The organism is Bradyrhizobium sp. AZCC 2176, from assembly GCF_036924645.1.
Taxonomy (GTDB): Bacteria; Pseudomonadota; Alphaproteobacteria; order Rhizobiales; family Xanthobacteraceae; genus Bradyrhizobium.
Genome location: NZ_JAZHRX010000001.1, coordinates 5,201,697 through 5,220,973 on the forward strand (window position 1 = coordinate 5,201,697; position 19,277 = coordinate 5,220,973).

General features: G+C 59.3%; 15 protein-coding genes and 2 pseudogenes. 9 read left to right on the forward strand and 8 right to left on the reverse strand.

Annotated elements, in window-relative coordinates:
• Positions 1-67 precede the first annotated feature (67 nt).
• Positions 68-1,822, reverse strand: coding sequence for a thiamine pyrophosphate-requiring protein (locus V1288_RS24465; RefSeq protein WP_334359475.1), 1,755 nt, complete (start codon positions 1,820-1,822; stop codon positions 68-70).
• A gap of 123 nt (positions 1,823-1,945) precedes the next feature.
• Between V1288_RS24465 and V1288_RS24470 the strand changes: the two genes are divergently transcribed.
• Positions 1,946-3,745, forward strand: coding sequence for an FAD-dependent monooxygenase (locus tag V1288_RS24470; RefSeq protein WP_334359476.1), 1,800 nt, complete (start codon positions 1,946-1,948; stop codon positions 3,743-3,745).
• 44 nt (positions 3,746-3,789) lie between these two features.
• Here the strand turns inward: V1288_RS24470 and V1288_RS24475 are convergent, their stop codons facing one another.
• Entirely contained in the window at positions 3,790-4,059 is a 270-nt protein-coding gene (locus tag V1288_RS24475; protein ID WP_334359477.1) for an acyl-CoA dehydrogenase family protein, read from the reverse strand.
• A gap of 421 nt (positions 4,060-4,480) precedes the next feature.
• Positions 4,481-4,772: pseudogene (locus V1288_RS24480) on the reverse strand (transposase); the annotation flags it as partial.
• Positions 4,773-4,966: 194 nt separating this feature from the next.
• Between V1288_RS24480 and V1288_RS34130 the strand changes: the two are divergent.
• Together V1288_RS34130 and V1288_RS24485 are read left to right on the forward strand one after the other, a co-directional pair.
• Positions 4,967-5,161 carry a transcriptional regulator domain-containing protein gene (locus tag V1288_RS34130; protein WP_442893982.1) on the forward strand — a complete coding sequence of 65 codons (195 nt, stop codon included), beginning with the start codon at positions 4,967-4,969 and terminating at the stop codon, positions 5,159-5,161.
• Positions 5,162-5,333: 172 nt separating this feature from the next.
• Positions 5,334-5,753: a DUF2285 domain-containing protein gene (locus V1288_RS24485; RefSeq protein ID WP_334361395.1), complete on the forward strand. Its 420-nt coding sequence runs from the start codon at positions 5,334-5,336 to the stop codon at positions 5,751-5,753.
• Positions 5,754-5,925: 172 nt separating this feature from the next.
• Here V1288_RS24485 and V1288_RS24490 read toward each other — a convergent pair whose 3' ends face one another.
• The gene (locus tag V1288_RS24490; protein ID WP_334359478.1) at positions 5,926-6,654 is read right to left on the reverse strand and encodes a TIGR02679 family protein; all 729 of its coding nucleotides are present in this window, start codon (positions 6,652-6,654) and stop codon (positions 5,926-5,928) included.
• 424 nt (positions 6,655-7,078) lie between these two features.
• Between V1288_RS24490 and V1288_RS24495 the strand changes: the two genes are divergently transcribed.
• Both V1288_RS24495 and V1288_RS24500 read left to right on the forward strand, forming a co-directional pair.
• Complete coding sequence (locus V1288_RS24495) at positions 7,079-7,330, forward strand: helix-turn-helix domain-containing protein (RefSeq protein ID WP_334359479.1); 252 nt, start codon at positions 7,079-7,081, stop codon at positions 7,328-7,330.
• Positions 7,330-8,571, forward strand: a complete 1,242-nt coding sequence (locus tag V1288_RS24500; protein ID WP_334359480.1) for a type II toxin-antitoxin system HipA family toxin — start codon at positions 7,330-7,332, stop codon at positions 8,569-8,571. Before V1288_RS24495 ends, V1288_RS24500 begins: the two co-directional genes overlap by 1 nt.
• Before the next feature lie 435 nt (positions 8,572-9,006).
• Here the strand turns inward: V1288_RS24500 and V1288_RS24505 are convergent.
• Positions 9,007-9,186, reverse strand: a pseudogene (locus V1288_RS24505) (amino acid ABC transporter substrate-binding protein); the annotation flags it as partial.
• A 621-nt stretch (positions 9,187-9,807) separates the two neighbouring features.
• Between V1288_RS24505 and V1288_RS24510 the strand changes: the two are divergent.
• From V1288_RS24510 to V1288_RS24525, 4 genes are all read left to right on the forward strand, one after another.
• Positions 9,808-10,839, forward strand: coding sequence for a hypothetical protein (locus tag V1288_RS24510; protein ID WP_334359481.1), 1,032 nt, complete (start codon positions 9,808-9,810; stop codon positions 10,837-10,839).
• Positions 10,840-11,108: 269 nt separating this feature from the next.
• Positions 11,109-11,645: a hypothetical protein gene (locus V1288_RS24515; protein ID WP_334359482.1), complete on the forward strand. Its 537-nt coding sequence runs from the start codon at positions 11,109-11,111 to the stop codon at positions 11,643-11,645.
• A gap of 117 nt (positions 11,646-11,762) precedes the next feature.
• A complete protein-coding gene (locus tag V1288_RS24520) occupies positions 11,763-13,499 on the forward strand; it encodes a type I secretion system permease/ATPase (RefSeq protein ID WP_334359483.1) in 1,737 nt (578 codons plus the stop codon).
• A gap of 173 nt (positions 13,500-13,672) precedes the next feature.
• Positions 13,673-15,004 (forward strand): HlyD family type I secretion periplasmic adaptor subunit, encoded by a 1,332-nt coding sequence (locus tag V1288_RS24525; protein WP_442894046.1) that lies wholly within the window; start codon positions 13,673-13,675, stop codon positions 15,002-15,004.
• 32 nt (positions 15,005-15,036) lie between these two features.
• Here V1288_RS24525 and V1288_RS24530 read toward each other — a convergent pair whose 3' ends face one another.
• The 3 genes from V1288_RS24530 to V1288_RS24540 form a co-directional block, all read right to left on the reverse strand.
• Entirely contained in the window at positions 15,037-15,813 is a 777-nt protein-coding gene (locus tag V1288_RS24530; protein ID WP_334359485.1) for a response regulator transcription factor, read from the reverse strand.
• 201 nt (positions 15,814-16,014) lie between these two features.
• On the reverse strand, positions 16,015-16,623 hold the full coding sequence (locus tag V1288_RS24535; RefSeq protein WP_334359486.1) for a hypothetical protein: 609 nt from the start codon (positions 16,621-16,623) through the stop codon (positions 16,015-16,017).
• 633 nt (positions 16,624-17,256) lie between these two features.
• The gene (locus tag V1288_RS24540; protein WP_334359487.1) at positions 17,257-18,978 is read right to left on the reverse strand and encodes a hypothetical protein; all 1,722 of its coding nucleotides are present in this window, start codon (positions 18,976-18,978) and stop codon (positions 17,257-17,259) included.
• Positions 18,979-19,277 lie beyond the last annotated feature (299 nt).

Below are 19,277 nucleotides of genomic sequence, written 5' to 3' on the forward strand. Positions count from 1 at the left end.
GGCCGCCGGCAGCTAAACGTGATTTGGAACCGTTTTGGATCGATCCGGCTTTGGAAGGAAGCTTCCTTCAGCATGACACCATCACCTCAAGCAATGCTTGTGCCCGAGAGGTCCGTACGCGTTCGAGTGCGCGTTCCAGCGCGCCAGGCAATTCTTCGCCCCGTTCAACCCGCTCGGCGTACGCGCCGTGCGCGCGTGCAATGCCACAATAATCGGGAGACGGTTCTAGGGATGTAAGTGGCATTTTGTTCGCATGAGCCGCTGCGCCGTTTGGATACATGCCTACCGTGGCGCGCCGGACTGCGTTCCAGATGCCGTTATTGAAGACGATCGTGAGGACAGGCAGCCGATGCACCGATGCCATGTGATGACAGGCAACCGGATTGGAGAATATGTATGACCCGTCGCCGACGCAGGCAATGACTTCACTGGTGGGATCAGCAAGCTGCGCGCCGAGGGCGGCCGGCAGTGCCCATCCAAGGCCCCCCGCTTGTGGAACGGTGAAAAGGGTTCGAGGCTTCTCGAACGTCATCGCAGCAGGTTCGCAAGCCAACTCGGAAAATACGATCGCTGAAGCATCTTTGGCTTGTGAAATGCAGTGGCTCACCCAAGCCGGGCTCATTGGCGCGCCGCTACCTGCTTCAATCCGGCTTCGAACCTGCTGTCGGAGGGCGGCGCAGCGGGCGTGGATATCGCGACGGCGATCGCTGATCTGCGCGCCGTCGAGGTCCTCGTGACTAGCCAACGTCTCGTCAAGGGCTCTTATCGCCTCTGCGGGGCTGCCTGTCAGTAAGACATCAAACTGATAGCCGCGCATTGGAACGCGGGAAAATAACGGATCGGAACCGATCGCGATGGTCTTGCATCCGGCCGGCAGCGACACCTGGTCAGGGATCCACGGGACCATCGCATCCAGCACGAGCACGATGTCGGCTCCGCGCAGCCAGTCAGCCGGATCTCTGCCAATGTGCATGGGATGGCTGGTGGAAAGCGAGTTGCGCGTGGCCCAGAACTCGCAAGTTGGTAATGCATACCGATCCACGAATTCTGACAGCGGCTCGAAGTCGCCGGTACCGGTGCCTCTCTGCGCAATGACGAGCGGCGACTTCGCGTTCGCAAGCAGTTTTGCGGCCTTTGCGATGGCTTCGTTGCGCGGCCGGCCCGATCGTGCGGCCGCGGACGTGCGGGTTCGGACTTTGGAATCCGAGACCTCCGCGAGGGCTTCCCTCGGGAGACTGAGATACACTGGCCCTGGCGGCTCGCTGGTAGCCAATGAAACTGCGCGTGAAACGACATCAATGGCTTGGTCTCCATACCGAAGCTCATAGTCCCACTTCACGAACTCTCGCACCATCGCCGCCTGGTCGCGCATTTCCTGCCCCCAGTGGATCGGGGTTGTGCGGCTGCCGGCCCGCCCTGTCTCCGTGATGGGTGTCCGTCCTGAGCACACGATCACCGGGACATTGTCTGACGCCGCGTTGATAATTCCCATGGTTGCGTTCGCAAGTCCAACGTTGACGTGAACCATGACAGCCTGGGGGCGACCTGTAACAAGATAGAAGCCATGCGCCATACCCATGGCGACGGCTTCGTGCGACACGAGAAGTGGTGTGGGAAACGACAATTGTGTCGTCGACGCCCTGGCAAAGGCTTCGATGATGGGCGGAAAGTCGGTCCCTGAGTTCGAGAACAGGTACTCGATCCCGTCTGCTTTCAACTGCGAAAGGAATGCCTCGGCACCCGATGGAAAGCCAACAGCGTCCTTTCGGGCATCGCCTGACCCGAGAGCAGGTTGGTTGCGACTTCCGCGTTCCGTATTCATCCCATCGCTCCCCTGGTACCGATCGAACGCGCCGCGGTTTTGCCGTTGGAGAGAACCTGAACGGAGGGTCCGATGCAGTTTCACGCTTAATCTTCGACTTGCCTCGATGCCACTGTCCGTATAGTGGACATTAAGATCATTTCTGCGCAGATTGAGGAGCAGGTCGCTTGGTGTCAAGCGGCGAGGGGCCTTGCAAAACGATGGAGGGGATGCATTGAGCGACTACCGCGGCACGACCATCGCACGAAGGCTGTACGCCTGCCATCGTCTGCAGAACGTCCTGAGGCTGAGCCAATGAGCAACGCGTCTGTTGTCATTGTTGGTGGCGGTCCAGTCGGAATGGGACTTGCGATCGAACTTGGTCAGCGGGGCATCAACTGCACCGTCGTTGAGCGCTACAAGCAGCCGCAACGCATTCCCAAAGGTCAAAATCTTACGCAGCGCACCATGGAGCATTTCCACTTCTGGGGTATCGAGGAACAGCTCCGGGCTGCACGAACAATTCCGCGTGAGTACGGAATCGGCGGGCTGACTGCCTACAAGACGCTTCTCGGCCCCTATACGTATGATTGGATGCAGCGGGAGCTCGTTCGGCCCTTCTACTTCACCGATAACGAGAGATTGCCGCAATACGCAACGGAAGCCGTTCTGCGCCAACGCGCCGACGAGATACCCGCAATCCAGACGCTGTACGGATGGACCGCCGAAAGCCTGATCCAGGATGCTCGCGGCGTCGATGTCGTGGTTGCCGAGCGGGAAGGGGGTGAACGCCGGACACTGAGGGCCGACTATGTGGTTGGTTGCGATGGTAGCCGTTCGCTGGTCAGAGAGCATGCTGGTATCAGCCAGATCCGTTCGGAGCATGACAGGCTGATGGTGCTCCTCGTCTTCAAGTCGCACGGGCTGCATCGGCTTTTGGAACGCTACCCCGGCAAGTCCTACTACAACATTCTCGACCCCGAGCTTAAAGGTTACTGGAAGTTCTTCGGGCGTGTAGATCTGGGAACAACCTGGTTCTTCCATGCTCCCGTGCCGCTAGGCACGACGAAAGACAATTTCAATTTTCGCGAATACCTCCATTCCGCCGTCGGCGCCGAGTTTGAGCTCGAGTTCGAACATATCGGCTTTTGGGAGCTGCGGATTGCCATCGCAGATGCCTACCGAAAGGGGCGGATCTTCATCGCAGGCGATGCGGCTCACAGCCATCCGCCCTACGGCGGCTATGGGGTCAATACTGGCCTGGAAGACGCGAGGAACCTCGGTTGGAAGCTTGCGGCCGTGTTTGAGGGATGGGGCGGCGACAAGCTCCTTGATTCCTACGACGAAGAGAGACGGCCGGTCTTCAAATCGACTGCGCGTGACTTCATCGAGAAAGCGATTGAGACGGATAGGTCCTTCCTGGCGCAACATAGCCCCGAGCTGAACAAGGGCGCGTTTGAACGCGCGTGGGAGGCGCGTCGCTCCGGTGCCCCGTCCGAAGTCAATGCCTTCGAACCAAATTACGAGGGCTCCCCAATCGTATGGGGCCCCACTGACGCCAATTGCAGTGCGATTGGCGCACATACGTTCACGGCGCGTCCCGGGCATCATCTGGCTCCCGCATCATTGTCAAGCGGACGCAATGTCTATGATGAGCTTGGAACAGGCTTCACGCTTTTGGCGCTGGATGTCGACGATGCTGCGGTAAAGGCGTTTGCATCGGCGGCAACGGCGCTAAACGTGCCGCTAGCAGTGATCCAGGACAGTCGTACCGGCGAACGTGCGCGTTACCAGGCGGCGCTGGTGCTTGTTCGACCGGATCAATTCGTCGCGTGGACGTCAGACAATGGTGAAGTTGATCCGCAAGCGGTTCTAAAGCGAGTGACAGGCTCGATAAACAGCACAGCGACGCCCTTTCGATCTTCTTCATCAGCAATATGCTGAAAAGGTGCGCCGGCCAGCAGCGTCTGTGAATTTGGCTTGTCACGTCAGCATAGCAGTTCGCGCGCAATCACCATGCGTTGGATCTCGTTGGTGCCTTCGAGTATCTGGGTCAGCTTGGCTCGCGCATCATGCGTTCGACCGGATAATCCATGGTATGGCCGTATCCCCCCGAAAATCTGAACGGCATCGGTCATGACGTTCATAGCCATATCGCTACTAATGCACCTGGCCATGCTGGCAAGGATGTTCAAGCGCTTCCGGTCGGCGGCATCGCCTGCGCGGGCACATTCGTAGACCAGCGCGCGCCGCTTCAATCTGCATGAAGCGCTGGGCTTCGCGAAACCGGCACGCTACTTTGCTGCCGAAGTAGATGGGACCGACCAGGAGGGTACAAACTACCGCGGTACTGCACGAGGTGATCCGGTACTGCAATGCTGTACCGGAGAGGCACGGCATCATCGCGAGAAGAACAGGCGATCGGCTTAAGCTTTGAATTTGTGCAGGCCCAAAAATCAGCTATTCCAGACGAGATGATAAAGCGAAACAACATCAATACGTTATCGCATCGATTTTGCGTTGCCCCGGTGATGGATTGGAGCGAGAGTTCAAGTTTTTCAAGCGGTTAGAAGGCGACGTGTGCACGATGTGTGCACCGAGAGATCAAGAATAATCTAACGAGGGCCCCAGAAGCTTAGGCCGCTTAGAGACTTACCCCTGGGTCTTCGTCGGATGCGTACTCTTCTCGACCATCCGGCGCGGCTCCAGAAAGGCGGGGGGAATAGGACCCTTTGGGCAGCTTGGGGATGCGCAGTTCGACCGCACTGGCGCGCGTCTCCCAGTTTCGGTTGCGATAGCCGTTGCTGAGCACGGCACCCGGAGCTCTTCTCGCCGAAGCCAGCGCCGGTCAGTCCTTCGACCTCCAGAGCTCTATCAGCTGCTGGATGGCAAAGCCGATCATCTCGCGCAGCAGATCGGCGTCTGGGACCTTCTCCACAAGCCTGCGAAGGTTCATCATCTCGTCGATCATCGGTGGTCCGTCGAATCGGATTGGTGCTAGTAACCCGACCCTACCGGACGAATCATCGATGACCACCGCGAAGCCGCTCGGTCGCTACGGCGTTATGTGGGACCACCCGTCGCGAGCGGCTTCGCTATACCGAGCTACATCACCTCAAGGGACACGACCCGTGTGTGTGTGATGCGCGAGCACGAGGAAGTAGTATGATATCAGGTGCTTGGAGATCAGAGGAAGTTTATCCCAACGCCAAGAGAGTAGAAACAGCGGATATTGCCTGGGAGTGGCTCCGCCGCGATCGCGAGTACCAAAGAGCGTATCAGGCGCTGGTCAGCGACCAACGATCGCGCGGGATGACGGACGATTTCCGACAGCAATGGGGGCTGTCCTTTCGCGGCTGATCCGCAAAAGGCCTTCGACAAACAAACGATTTTCTGGGCGCCCGAGGCTCTGTCAACGGTGCTACCGGTCCGCGGGGCTGTCTGCTCGGTAGTCTCCAGGGGGTATGCCTTCGATATCGCCAGATTGGAGGGTGGCGAGTTTCGTCCTGCGCCAGATGGATGGCATGCCATTGTGCCACTCGGAGGCGCGGACCATCGCCTTTTGTTGAGAGAACTTCGACCGACCGGCTCATTGCTTGCTGTCGAGCTGCCGCTCGACTCCAATTTCGACATTCGCTCGCAAGCAGCCCTTCGATTTTGGTCGGCGCTCGAACTGCGTCCCCTCGGGCCTTGCCCGTTTGCTCTGTCTTTCCCGCGTCGGCACCGGCTTATCCTTGCTATGCGTGCCATGGATGGGTGGCTGGAGGGAAACAGCTATCGCGAAATCGCGCAATGCTTATTTGGGAAGCATCGTGTCCCCGATCGGAACTGGAAAACGCACGATCTACGCGGCCGTACCATTCGCTTGGTCCAGACGGGGCTAGCTCTGATGCGGGGCGGCTATCGCGCATTGCTCCGTCATAAGCGCAAAGACATGCGCGACACTTCCTGAACATTCGGTGCTTCGCATTGAGGTATCGAATATCGATCCCCGATCCGCGTCTCCCTCGCACATCGCCTCGCCGTTGTGATCTCCGCCGCGCCTGACGATCCGACGACCCCGTCTGCGAGCAAAATGATGACTGAAAAAATCCGAAGGTCTGTCACGTAGATTGGGGCCGGGATCAACAAGGAGGCTGCTTGATCGACTTTGTTGCATCAATGAATGAACTGGCGCACTCTAGAGCTGCGGAGTCTTCTGGAGCTGTTACCGGCGCCAGGAGGTTAGCAGTCGCCCAGATCCGCGAGCAGTGAGGCCGCCAGGCCTTCTTCGGCGATAGAAATTGATGCTGCATCACCGTTGGCAACGCCGGGTCCCAGACCGCGTCGACCGCCTTCCCTGCAAGGGGTTCTGCAATGGTCGGTGCGGCCCGGAGGGCAGCCTCGTAATCGTCCGCGCAGAAACGCCACGGTTGCGCACCGTGCTCTCGCATGACGTGATTGCCTATGCGTATTCCTGGCCAGTCGAAATCGCCATGATAAAGAAGTCGAGCGCCGGCGGACGCAAGTTGAGACAGGAGGCATCGCTGCGCAGCAGCCGGCATGCCGTCAGTGCAGACCACCGGAGCACAATTGGGCCCCCAGCGATCGGCAGCGATCGAAAGCAGGTTTGCATTCTCGCAAACATATACTTCGCGCCCGGCGACGTTCCATGCGGGCGACGAACGTAGCAAAGCGCGCAGCGATGCGTACGCCGGCTCTCCTGGCGGCCTTCCGTAGCTTTCTGTTTCGCTCGTGGGAAGATTCAGGAAGAGCGCAGGGCGTGCCAATTCATTGACGAGAACACCCACCTTCGCCCAGGTGTCGCGGTCTCGTTCGCCGCTCTGTCTCTCTTCGTCCGGGATCTCCTCCATAGAGTCATCGTAGGCTTATGGAATCCTTGATAGCCATCGGTTGTCCTCCGTCGGTGCCGTTGACCTTTCCCGTGCGAACGGCGAAATCCTTCGTCGGCATCGCCGCGGTCGCCACGCGGCTCAGGCTCGCGAGCGACGACGGTTGCCGCCGTGAAGGGTTGGCTTGGGCAGCACTGAGTTTCGAAAGTGTCCCGCCGCAGGCGCCATCGGCTGGTAGGCTTGAAAATGTTCCCCATCTGTTCTATGCAGTCAATATCCTCGCTGGGCCAACACCCTGCAAATCCCAGCCTTGCCTACTTTAAGAGGCGTTCGCGTCAATCCCTGGTAATTAACCTCTATATAAGGCATTGCGCTAGTCCGATTTGACTATTATAGAAGGCGTATCTGGCTAAAAGTGCCAGATTGACTATTATAGGCGGCAGGTATGGACCTTATTGAACTGGGTGAGTGTGTTAAGGCGGCCCGTAAATCCAAGGGATGGTCGCAGACCAAGCTGGCACATGCTGCAGGCGTCAGCCGCGCACGACTAGAGGCGCTTGAGAATGCGCGCCTTGCGGAAATGGGCATCAAACATCTGCTTCGCATCTTGAATGCGTTAGATCTCGACCTGCGGTTGACGCAGTTTAATCGCGGTCGCCCGACACTTGAGGATCTGGCAGCGGAGGAGACTCGCTAATGCTCCGCGTCTGGACTGATCAGCAGTCGGCTGGACATTTGGACCGCCATGGACCGCGTGGGACAGCTTTCGTCTACGAGCCGAAAGTGGCAACCGAACGTGCAGTCTCGATTACCATGCCGGTGCGAACAGCATCTTGGAATACGCAACATGGTCTTGCGCCGATATTCGACATGAATCTCCCGGAGGGGGCGCTCCGGGCGTACCTCATGCGAAGTTTTGCCAAGGCAACCGGAACGTTTGATGATTTCGATTTGCTAGCGGTCGTTGGACGAACCCAGATCGGGCGCATCCGTTACTCTGATCTTGATGCCGAGCTAAGCGAGGACGTTCCATTCCAATCGATCGACGAGATACTCAGCGCAAAGCGCGGTGGCGAGTTGTTTGCTTATCTGCTTGAGAAGTTTGCGGTCCATTCAGGGCTTTCGGGCATCCAGCCCAAGGTGATGATCCGCGCTGTCGACGACGTTGGAAAAGGTGCAGGTGATCGCCAGTCCCAGAGCTTCCGCAGCGCTACACACATCGTGAAGTTTTGGGACCCGAACGAATATCCCGAGCTGGCTGCCAACGAACATTTCTGTCTGTCGGCCGCAAAAGCCATAGGATTGACCGTTCCGGATTTCCAGCTTTCGGACAACGGTGCCGCCATTGTTGTAAAGCGCTTCGATATACGGCTTGACGGCACTTATCTGGGCTACGAGGACTTTTGCGTCCTCAACGGTGTACCCACTATCGAGAAATACAATGGTGGCTACGAAACACGCTTGTTCAAGCGTGCTCGCGAATTCATCGATCCTGCTGGGCAGCGCAACGCGCTAGAGGATCTATTCAAGTTGTTCGTCCTCAATTGTGCACTTCGCAATGGTGACGCACATCTGAAAAACTTCGGTGTCATCTATGAAGATGTAACTGGTGCTGCACGTCTTGCGCCGGTCTATGATCTCGTCAGCACGGTGCCCTATTTGCCGAAGGACGGCATGGCGCTCACGTTGAATGGTTCGACCAACTGGCCGGACCGCAAAGCGTTGGAGCGTCTTGGTCAAACCCGCTGCGATCTTTCCCTGCAGGCCATCAATAGGATCGCTGAGCAAGCCGCGGACGTTCTGGCGAAGTTGGCACCGGAGGTAACGAAGTATTTCAGCGAGAATTCCGCTCATCGCGAGATCGGAGATAAACTTCTGGCGGCCTGGCAGAAGGGCATTCGCGAGAGTCTTGGCTTTTCGAGTGTCGTACTCGTATAACCAGACGTCTTGCGACGTCGGCATAAATGCGGCGCCGTTCCAGGTGTATGCAACTGCGGGTCACCATCGTTTGTTCGACAAAGCCCGCATGACATCGTATCGCTATTTTGATCGAGGCGCGAGAGGGCAGCAACGCACAGAGACTCATGGCCGTGCTCGATCTGGATTCGCCGTCGATGGCGGCCGACCGCGAGCGATTGTCGGCTGAAACGGCCGTTGCGGTAGAGGCGTCGACACCGAGACATGGCTGGAAATTACGGCGGCTGGCCGCCGCCGGCATCCTGCAATTCATCCACGGATTCCGAACGCTTCATCGCGCCTCCGGCTGGGAGCATGACCCCGAGCCGTCGGCCCACGATCGTATTCTTGCCCGAGGGCGATGTGGGCACTGCGGGTCATCGGCCCTGTTCGCGCGAGAACGGCGATCCCGGTTCCCCTGTAGATCGCCTCGATCTCCGGGCTTCGGTACAGATCCGCGGATGCTCGATCGGCCATGGCCTTGAACGGCGCATCGTCCCTGCGCAGCATGATCCCGTAGGGTTCGGCCTTCGAAAAAGTCTCGTCGCTGATGATGCAGGCAGATGGGTCCTTCGATCTCGCGATCGCGACGGCGAGGCAGCCGCATGCCGTGCGCTCGCGACGTGGTGGCGCACCATTGGGCCGCAAAGCTGTTCGCATGTGGAGCTTCCGCCGGCCCTATGAATCGGTGAACTGGATTCATCGGCTAGTGCATAAGGTCGTTTGTGCATCTCCCTTCGTTGCCAATAACCTTCAGCGTCCCGAACGCACAAAGTACCTTGGTACATCTCGCCAGGCGGACACAATCCACTTCCTCCGCGAAGGTGTCCGGAGTCACGGCAAGGCACCACTACCTACACCCGAACGGGCGTAACCGATATCATGCCAACCATCCGAACGTTTGCGATCCGAATTGACGACTCGGCTTTTGGCCTGCCGTGGTGACATTCTTTCTTGAGTTCGGGAGCGTCCGTCCAGTCGGCGCGAAGCGATTTCGGTAGGGCAGCAGCCATGGGTGTTCGGAGTGTATCGGACGGCGGTCACCTCGGCATCAAGTATCCGCTCGGGTACGATGCACCAGGCTCGTGGTGGCTTTCCGCGGATTCGTGGCCACTCTTCCCGACCCACACGGGAGATAACAGCGCCGGCAATGGCGGCAACGGTTATTTTGCCGGGAGCCTGATCGGCAAGAGCTACGCTGCTTTCGAGCCGTTCAACGTGGCGCAGGCCGGCTCCCATGCGACAGCCGACGCCTATCAGACGAACATTGCGTATTTTGATCAGTCCGCGACCCAGATCGCGGGAATTGGCGGTGATGGCGGCAATGGGAATGCCGCATTGGGCGGAAACGTCGGCGCGTTCGGGTCTGTCGGCCCTGGCGTGATCGCCACCGGTGACAACAGCGCCGGCAATGGCGGCGATGGCTACTTCTTCGGAGCAATGGTGCACGCTCCTGTCGCGGTCTATGCTCCGATCAACATTGCGGTGGCAGGATACAATTCCAGTGCCCACGCTGATCAGACGAACCATGTGGTGTTCGATCAATCCGCGTTTCAGATGGCCGGCGTCGGGGGGGATGGTGGGAACGGCAATGCCGCGACTGGCGGAGATGTGTCTGTCTCCGGAACTGGCCACGGGCCCCACCAAACCATCGGCGGGTCAGGCCTCGCGTCCGACCACGGCGGGATTGGCTCCAATGCGATCGCGAGCGGGGATAACCACGCCGGCAACGGCGGAGACGGATACTTTTACGGGGGCGTCGTTCACGCGTCCTTTGCGTTATACTATCCGATCAATATCGCGGTGGCAGGATACAATTCCAGTGCCCACGCTGATCAGACAAACAATGTGGTGTTCGATCAATCCGCGTTTCAGATGGCTAGCGTCGGGGGTGACGGCGGGAACGGCAATGCCGCGATTGGCGGAAGTCCGGACCTGTTCTCGTCCATCTTCGATTTGATCGGCTCTGACGTCATCGCGACCGGCAACAACGGCGCCGGCAACGGCGGCAACGGCCATTTCTCGGGAAGCATGGTCGACATCGACGTGGCGATCTACGCCCCGATCAACATTGCGGTCGCCGGATACAATTCAACAGCCGACGCTCATCAGAGCAACGATGTCGTGTTCGATCAGAGCGCGATCCAGATTTCCGGAATCGGTGGTGACGGCGGCCACGGCAACACTGCGCTTGGCGGCGATTTCGCCATGCACCTGTTGTCGGACCTTCACTTGCTGGATCATGTCTAAACGGGGCTCTCGATTTTTCATTTGACGCAGTTTCTTGACGCGCACCGGTCTCCACCCACGGATCAAGTCACAAGGCATGCTTCGCTCGAAAACGCTCCAGCGGCATTGAAGCTCACCGGATCTCGGCGGCGAGACGGTAGCATTTCGGGCGTACACCGTTGCCACAGGGTGGCATCAGCTTTGGCGGCTAGACCGCTCCGGTGTCCAAATCCAAAATCCTTGCTGTCCACATTGGGACGCACAGTGCGCAAACCATCAGGGAGATTCACATGTCAAAGGCTAAGGTAATGTTTCCTTCCGATACGATCGCGTTCAAGGACGTCGACACCGGCGGCAACAGCGCAGGTAACGGTGGAGACGGCGTCAACACGGGTAACATCAGCAGCAGCCCAAGCATCAGCTTCAACCCCTACAACAAGGCGGAAGGCGCCGACGTGCACGTCAAGACCGGCGATCAGGTTCACCAGAAGGCGGACTGGGACGCCGGCGGCGCGAACGCGGAGGCGGAGAAGCATTCGAAAGCAGAGACCGGAAAAGCCGTATCGAATGGCGACCAGGAATCGGACAGCGGCCACAACAAATCCGACGTGGACGCCAGCACGACGGCCTATCAGGAAAACTACCTCAAGGCCGACATGAGCCAGACTGTGATGGCCGGCATCGGCGGCGACGGCGGCGACCACAACAAGGCGGAAGGCGGAGATGTCGACTTCAAGGCCAGCATCGAGTCCGCGAACCTGAACGACGCGCTTAACAACTACGAACACTACCATATCGACGATTCAGGCATGTTCGTGCACGGCTGATCGACACCTCCAGGAGCAGAGAACCGGCGGCCAGGGCTGCCGGTTCTCACTTCGCCGCGAGGTCGGCGAACAACTGGGTGGCAAGGGTCGGACTTCAGATCTCTGGCGGGGACCGCAATGCTGATGCCACCGCTCCGGCTGCAAACGATCTCACCACCGCGGACGCCGTTGAAGGTGGCCTTACGGGCATGCGCGGGATCGCTCGGACTCGTTTTTGCGTATAGCTGCAGCTATAATCTCCTTCTCCTCGCGCCTTCCATCTATCTGCTACAGATCTATGATCGCGTCCTGTCGAGCCGCAGCGGCGATACGCTCCTGATGCTGACGCTGATCGTTGCGTTTACCGTCGTGGTTGGCGGAGTGCTTGATGCACTGCGCCGCGCTGCACTGGGCCGGATGGGCGAGTGGCTTGAGGAAGAACTCCATCCGGCAGTGCTCTCCGCGTGCTTCAAGTACGCCTATGAAGCGGATCGGGCGCGGGCATCGGAAGCATATCGCGATCTTACGTCCCTGCGTCAGTTCGCTCAGTCCGGAGCTAGCTCGACGCTGTTTGACGCGCTCTGGACGCCGCTCTTTCTCGGCGTCCTCTTCCTTGTGCATCCGTTGCTGGGAGTGATCGGCGCACTCAGCGCGCTTCTCCTGCTTGGTCTCGGGCTTGCCGGAGACTGGCTCACGCAAGGCCCGCAGGCGCGCTCGGCTGCCGCACTGACGAAGAGCCAGGGGTGGTTCGCCATGGCCGTCGGAAATCTCCACGTCATCAGGGCGATGGGAATGCTCGACGGAGCCGCGCGCTTCATCGGCCAGGCTGCGCAGGATGCAAGGAGCGAGCAGGCGGTGGTGCAACGCCGCCACGAGACCATCATGCTGATCTCCAAACCCGCGCGGGCGCTGGCGCAGGTCCTGATCATGGGCACTGCCGCCTGGCTCGTCCTGGAACAGAGTAGAAGTGCTGCCATCATCTTTGCCACGAGCATGCTGTTCGGACGCGCGCTCGCGCCCATTGAAGGGGCGATTGCGGGATGGAAGGCTTTCGCGATGGCCCAGGCCGCCTACCGCCGGCTCAACGACATCATGGCCGCTGTCACCCCGGTTGCGAACATCAAGGCTCTCCCGGACAGGCCGAAGGGCAACCTCATCGTCAACAATGTTGGCGCCGTCATGCCAGGGTCGAGCCATTTGATGCTAAAGGATGTGTCGTTCAGTCTCGCGCCTGGTGAATGCCTTGGCATCATTGGTCCATCCGGCTCCGGCAAATCCACACTCGGCAAGATCATCACCGGAATCTCCGCTCCGACGGTAGGTTCGGTCCTGCTCAATGGCATCGACGTCTTGGCCGTGCGCGATCTGGGAGGCGGCCGGCGCCTCGGATACCTGCCGCAGGATATCGATCTCTTCGGAGAAACCGTAAAGGACATCATTGCACGGCTGGACGACGCGGATTTGCAGAAGGTCATTGAAGCAGCAAAGCTGGCCGGCCTTCACGAGACGATCATTCGGCTGCCGCAGTCGTACGATACGGTCGTCGTTGGCGGAGGGGCCAATCTCCCGCGTGGTTTTCGCCAGCGCCTCGGCCTTGCACGGGCGTTTTTTGGCGACCCGCACCTCGTGGTCCTCGACGAGCCGAACTCCAGCCTGGACGCTCTCGGCGAGCGCATGCTCTTCGACGCCATTGAGCGGATGAAGGCGGCCAATACAACTGTCATCATCATCACCCACCGGATCGGGATCCTCGGCGCAACGAACAAGCTTGCCATCATGGAGGGCGGTGCGGTCAGCGCATTCGGTGACAGCAAGGAAGTTTTCGAAAGGTGTTTGACACGCCCCCAAGTTGCTTCGCGCGAATCTGTCTCATGAAAATTTCATTCGCTCACATCAACATTCGGGAGATTCCACGATGGCTGGTGTCAGCGGCGCTGGCGTTTTGCGACCGGCTGCGCGGTGTCACCTGGCTCCGCATCAAACGTTTTCACCGTCTCTTTGCCCGGAGGGGATGGGATCGTCTGAAAATTGCATTCGCTCACGTCGAGATGTGGCAGGTGCCACGGTGGTTGAGATCGGCGCCGCCGGCGCTCCGCGACCGACTTCGCGGTGTCACCTGGACAGGCAACCTGCTGGTTTGCGGCTTTGTCGTTGGTCTCGGTACCTGGTCAACCTATGCCCCCCTCGAGAGCGCAGCGATTGCCGTCGGCACCGTCGAGTCCGAGTCGAGCCGCAAGACGATTCAGCACCTTGAGGGTGGCATCATCAGGGAAATTCTGGTCGCGGACGGCGACGTTGTCCGCGCCGGACAAACGCTGATCTCGTTGGAGGACACCAAGGCGCGCGCCGAAGCGCAGAGCCTCCAAGGCCAGTTGTGGGAGGCGACGGCACGAGAAGCACGGCTGCAGGCGGAACAGCATGGAGAGGAACAAGTGTTGTTTCCGGCCAGCTTGGAGATGGCGCAGTATGCTAGTTCGTCGGTCGCAGATGTCCTTGCGGGGCAGCAAGCCATCTTCGAAACGCGTCGGCAGGTCTTTCAATCGCAAGCGGCCGTAAATCGGGAGAAAAGGTCGCAGGTGGAGAAAGAGATCGAGGGCCTCAGGGCGCAGGAAAGCGCGGCCTCAAGGCGCATCGAAATCGTCCGCGAGGAAGCGGCGACCGTCGCGATGCTCGTTAATAAGGGGCTTGAGCGGCGTCCGCGCCTTCTGAACCTCGAGCGGGAGATGGCTGACATCGAGGGGCGGCGGGGTGAGATTGTCGCGCAGATATCGCGCGCCGGGCAGGTTATCAACGAATCGCAGGCGACTCTTCTCAAACTCGAGAACGACCGCCAGAACGAGATCGCGCAGTCGCTGCGCGAGGTGCAAAACCAGATTTTTCAGATACGCGAACGACTGCAGGCGGCCGACGACCAACTGTCACGAACGGCGGTCAAGGCGCCCCAGGACGGCGTGGTGACGGACCTGAGGATTCATACCCCAGGCGGCGTCATTGGCGCCGGCGCACCTCTCATGGACCTGGTTCCCCGGCAAGATCGGCTCATCGTAATTGCGCGCGTCAGGCCCGAGGACATCGATGTGGTCCGTCCCGGACTGGGCGCGGACGTGAACCTCCTGCCTTACAATCAGCGGCGCGTACCACGGCTCCATGGGACTGTGACGCACGTTTCTGCCGACCGTCTGGTCGACAAGCGCACGGATCAGCCCTACTACGCAACGAAGATTCGAGTGCAAGATCCGGCAGGCGCGGGGATCGATGGTGTCCAGATTATTCCGGGAATGCCGGCCCAAGTGTTCATCAAGACGGGTCGCGGCACCGTGGCGCTCTACGCTCTCAGGCCTCTGCTCGACAGCTTCCACGGCGCGTTCCGTGAGGACTAAGCTGCGACCAGAACTGCGAGTTCAGGAAACTCTCAAGATGATCGCACGCGTGAGGGCTGCGCATGACCGTTGGCTCGCCGGCTCCAGCGAATGACCGCCTCGGTGCGGTTATGCGCGGAGCATTTTCGCATGATACGTTGAATATGCATTTTTACGGTGTTTTCCGAGAGTTTGAGCCTGACGGCAATCAACTTGTTGGGAAGGCCGAGCTGCAGCGCCTCGAGCACATGTTGTTCGCGTGGCGTAAGGTCGACCATCGCCTTCTCCGGCACAATCCTGGTGGCGCCGTTACCTTCGTTAGCTCCGAATAGCTCGGGCGCGTCGGGACATTCCGATATCGCCTTGAAGTTCGACGCTCCATTTTGCCCAACGATCGGTAACGGTCGGTAGACCCCGCCGGCAAGAACCAGGCGCAGTCCGGCGATAGCGACTTCGACCGGGATCGATGTCGGAAAAAAGCCGCGCACTCCCCGTTGCATCGCAGCTGAAGCCGTCGCATCGTCGTTGCGATTTGACAACACGGCAACAGACGCTTTCGGGCAGGATTCTGCGAGGAGGGCAAGGCTTTCCTCGATCGAAGGGTCAGTGATCTGCTTGTCCCCGATATTCAGCGCAATCAAGCGGATATCTCTGCCGGATAATGAGTTCAGGCCACTCGTCGTTGCCATCTCGACGATCTCGAATCCAGTGAGTTCTCTCTTGAGGATATTGAGGATGCACGTACGCGCCAGGACATGTTGCTCGATGATCACGAGCACCGGCGGTGACCCCTGGGCTAGTTCCGCGAGATTAATAAGATCGTTGTCCATGATATCCTCGAGTTCAGAGAAACGCTGAGTACTCCACCAGTTTTGATTTCCATTTTCCATGGAGCAAGTCTGCCCCACACACTCTGCAGCGAATTGCTGCTGATCGCGACGTGCTTCCGACTTTCAAGTTCGTCAGGAACGTCGTCAGGGGACCTTCTGGTCCGTTGCAATAGATCTTGGCAGCGGTTCCGTTGTTCCAGGCTAGCTGCTGCAAATATTGCGATACGCGCTCGCCGCCGCCGAATTCGCGGGACCGTCGACGACGTATGCTTCATCTTCCGTCACGAGATATAGAAACGGCCTATCTCCGGTATCTTCGCCCGACGGTTTCTTTCCTTTGACACGGCCGCAAATGGTGTCGACGGACTTTCCGAGCGTATTTTTGCGGATGGCCCGTTTCATCTCACCGAACTCGGCAGATGCCGGGTCCTCCAACTTCGCAGCAATCGTGGTCCTCGCCTTGATAATGACCGGATCGGACATCTCAGCGGGCCGACCAGATGCCGGAGCCTCGACTTTCGCTTCGATCATGGTGGACTTCGCCCTTTTCTCGGCGAGTTGGGGCCTGTCGCGGACGTCGGCAATCGACGGCTTTTCCGTCTTCGTCGCGATCGTGGACTTGAGTTTTGTTGTCGCGGAATTGGTCTTGGATGACGCTGGCGCCGGTTCAATCGACCGACTGACCGCCATCCCGTTGAGACAGCCGGACCCGCTCGCGTCCGTGCATGCTTCCATGCTCGCTTGCGGCGGTAATAGGCAGCTACAGCCAACCAGGGTCGCAGCCAGAACACCAATGAGAAGCGTTCTCATGCTAATCCCTCATAAGGGGCCTGAGTTCTGCTCGCACTTCTTGCGACGATCTATGTTGCGCTGGTTGTCTATCATTTGCGCAAAAGTATTAACTGCTGCTTAAACGCCGGTCCTTCGCCGCAGCAAGCTCTTGCATCGTTGTGCCGGCGCATCACAGTTCACGGTAGGTGAGCACTTTTCGTGGCGGATCGGGTCACACTGCTCAGCAGGTCGATATCTACTCCACTTAGCGCTATCATCACGGCCTTGCTGGACATCATTGCGACCGCCATCCTGCGAATGGCGCACGATAGCGTTCGCTCTCGATCACTGAGACATCTGGGAGCGCGCGTCGCTAGCAAGAACTCTCGGATCGCAGGAGTGATCGGGTTCGGTTGTTGCTCGCCAGTCGCCATATGTCGGTGAATTGCGGCACGTTTACTTTTCACAATTCGCTGCGGCTGCGCTCTATGCTTGCGCGTGGGAACGCGCACCATCGCTCCGACCGACAGCGCAAGTGCATCTTGCCGGTAACCGGGAGTCATTAATCTTCTTGCGTTCATTATGGAGGGCGGGAATCGGCCTGCTCACTCCATCTGTCGTGACGATGCTTCCAGGATTTTGGCTCGTTCTCCAAGCGCGGACGCAGACGGATCAAAAATTGAGCTGGATCAGTCCGAACGCACCATGCGCGACCTTTCCCGTCCCGCCGAGGCTAACCGGGTAGTCCCAGTTGGCTGAATATTCCACCGCCACCTTCAGCCCATCCATGACCCACTCGCCTCCGGTAAGGAAAAGCCGGTGTTGCGGGACGAATCCGATCCGGGTTGGCACGCCGTTTTGCAGGATCGATGCGCCCGCCATGTCTTTGCTGCCGGAATATCCCACCGAGATGAAATCGCCCTGCGCGCCGATCTCCGTTATCCACGGGTTCCAGTCGAACTGGTAGGCAATCGAGGCCTGCCAAGTCATCGGCATCATGTTCCGCGCAATGCCGAGCCCATCGACAAACCTGGCGTCCTGAATTGCGGCATTTACCTCGCCCACGAAAGCGAACGGGCCGAAACTGGTCTTGAGGCTCGCGGCCACTCCAGGAATCCGGCCGATCTGATTCAGGAACGGTAGGTAGGACGTACGCAAAAATCTGCTTTCGAAAACGGAGGTGTCGTAGTCGACATGGAAGTCAAGGGTCCATGGACAAACCAGCGAGTCCTTCAACTGATCATAGGGCACGCCGCAATGGCCCCTCGTCCGGAAGCCGAGACTGGCATTGTAATCGTCGATTTTCGTCCGGCCGGGGATGATGCTGTCGCTGCCTCTGTAGGTCATGACTGAGCCGTAAAAGGGCGCCGGGTCGAACGGGAATGTGACTGGCGTAGGTCGGAACGGACGCTCAGGCAGCGGGGTGTAGCCGAGCCAACGCATCAGTTGGCTCACGGCCGGTGCGACGACCAACGGACTGACGCGTGGAACAACGACGGGCGCCGGCGGCGGCTGCCGCGGTGGGGTTGGCCAGGCGAATTCCAGGCCTCCCGCCGTCTGACGGTTTTCAAACACCTCGGTCGTCAGCGGAGTGCCGATCGAGAGCGTATCCAGGCGTGCCACGCCCGTGGACGTACCGAAATGCAAAACCTCCACGCCGAAGCGGGCCGCGATCGGGAATTGCATTAGATCGCCGACTGAAATGTGAGTCCGATCAAGCGTGAAGCGATCCACGCCTACGCCGGGGACGTTGGTCGGCACCACTGGTTGATTCCCGGTCGGGAATATTGCGCCAGTGCCGCTGTCGAAGTGGAGAACCAGAGCACCGGTCAACCAGTCGCTCAGTTTGATATCGAAATCGAGTTCCGCCGTACCCAGCTGCAGGTTTTCTTGTGTGGGGCCGGTGAACGAGCCGGCCCGTGAGGCCACGCCTTCAACCACGCCGCTCAGCGAGAGGAAGTTATTGATCTTCGGTCCGGTCTTGTTGAGCGTGTCGCGGAGGATCTGGCGCGTCGCGTTCTCGTTCGCCGCCCAGCCGATCTCCAGCTCTCTTACACGCTCGTTAAGTGGCCTTTTCGCTGCGGCTTCCGACAAATCTGGAGCGGGCAGTGCGGGCGGATCGACGGGCGGTGACAGAGCCGTGGGTGCAGGCTTCGCCGCAGTCACAGCAGGCGCCGGATGTTGGTGCACCGCCGCGGGCTTGGTCCGCCGCACCGGCGATGTCCCCTCCAGGGCGTTGAGACGTTCGGAAAGTTTGCGGTTCTCCGCCTTTAGCTCTCCGAGCATACGCCGGAGAACTGCGATGTCCTCGTTCTCCGCGGCGGCGGCATGGGAAGGGACGAGCAGGGCGAGGCTGAACAATGCGGGCGCGGCGTGAAAGACAAATGGGTACACGGAGTAGGCGCGGTACCGGCCGCGCGTAGTTGACTTTACGGTGCTAGTTTCCGCAGCGTGCCAACGTCGCCCAGATCCGGCGACGCGCTCATCCCGCTTACCCCAGATCATACGCGGCCCCATCACTACCGCCGTTCGACGTCACTCACATCGTCGAACTAACTCGTTCACAACAATTCCGCTCTGGTAATCAGACTGTCTCAGCCAGCGTTTCATCCGTCAGGCCGACTACAGACAAGAGCCCGCTCAACAACGCGGAGCAAATGATTGCCGGAGCCCCCCAGCAATGTTGGGATAAG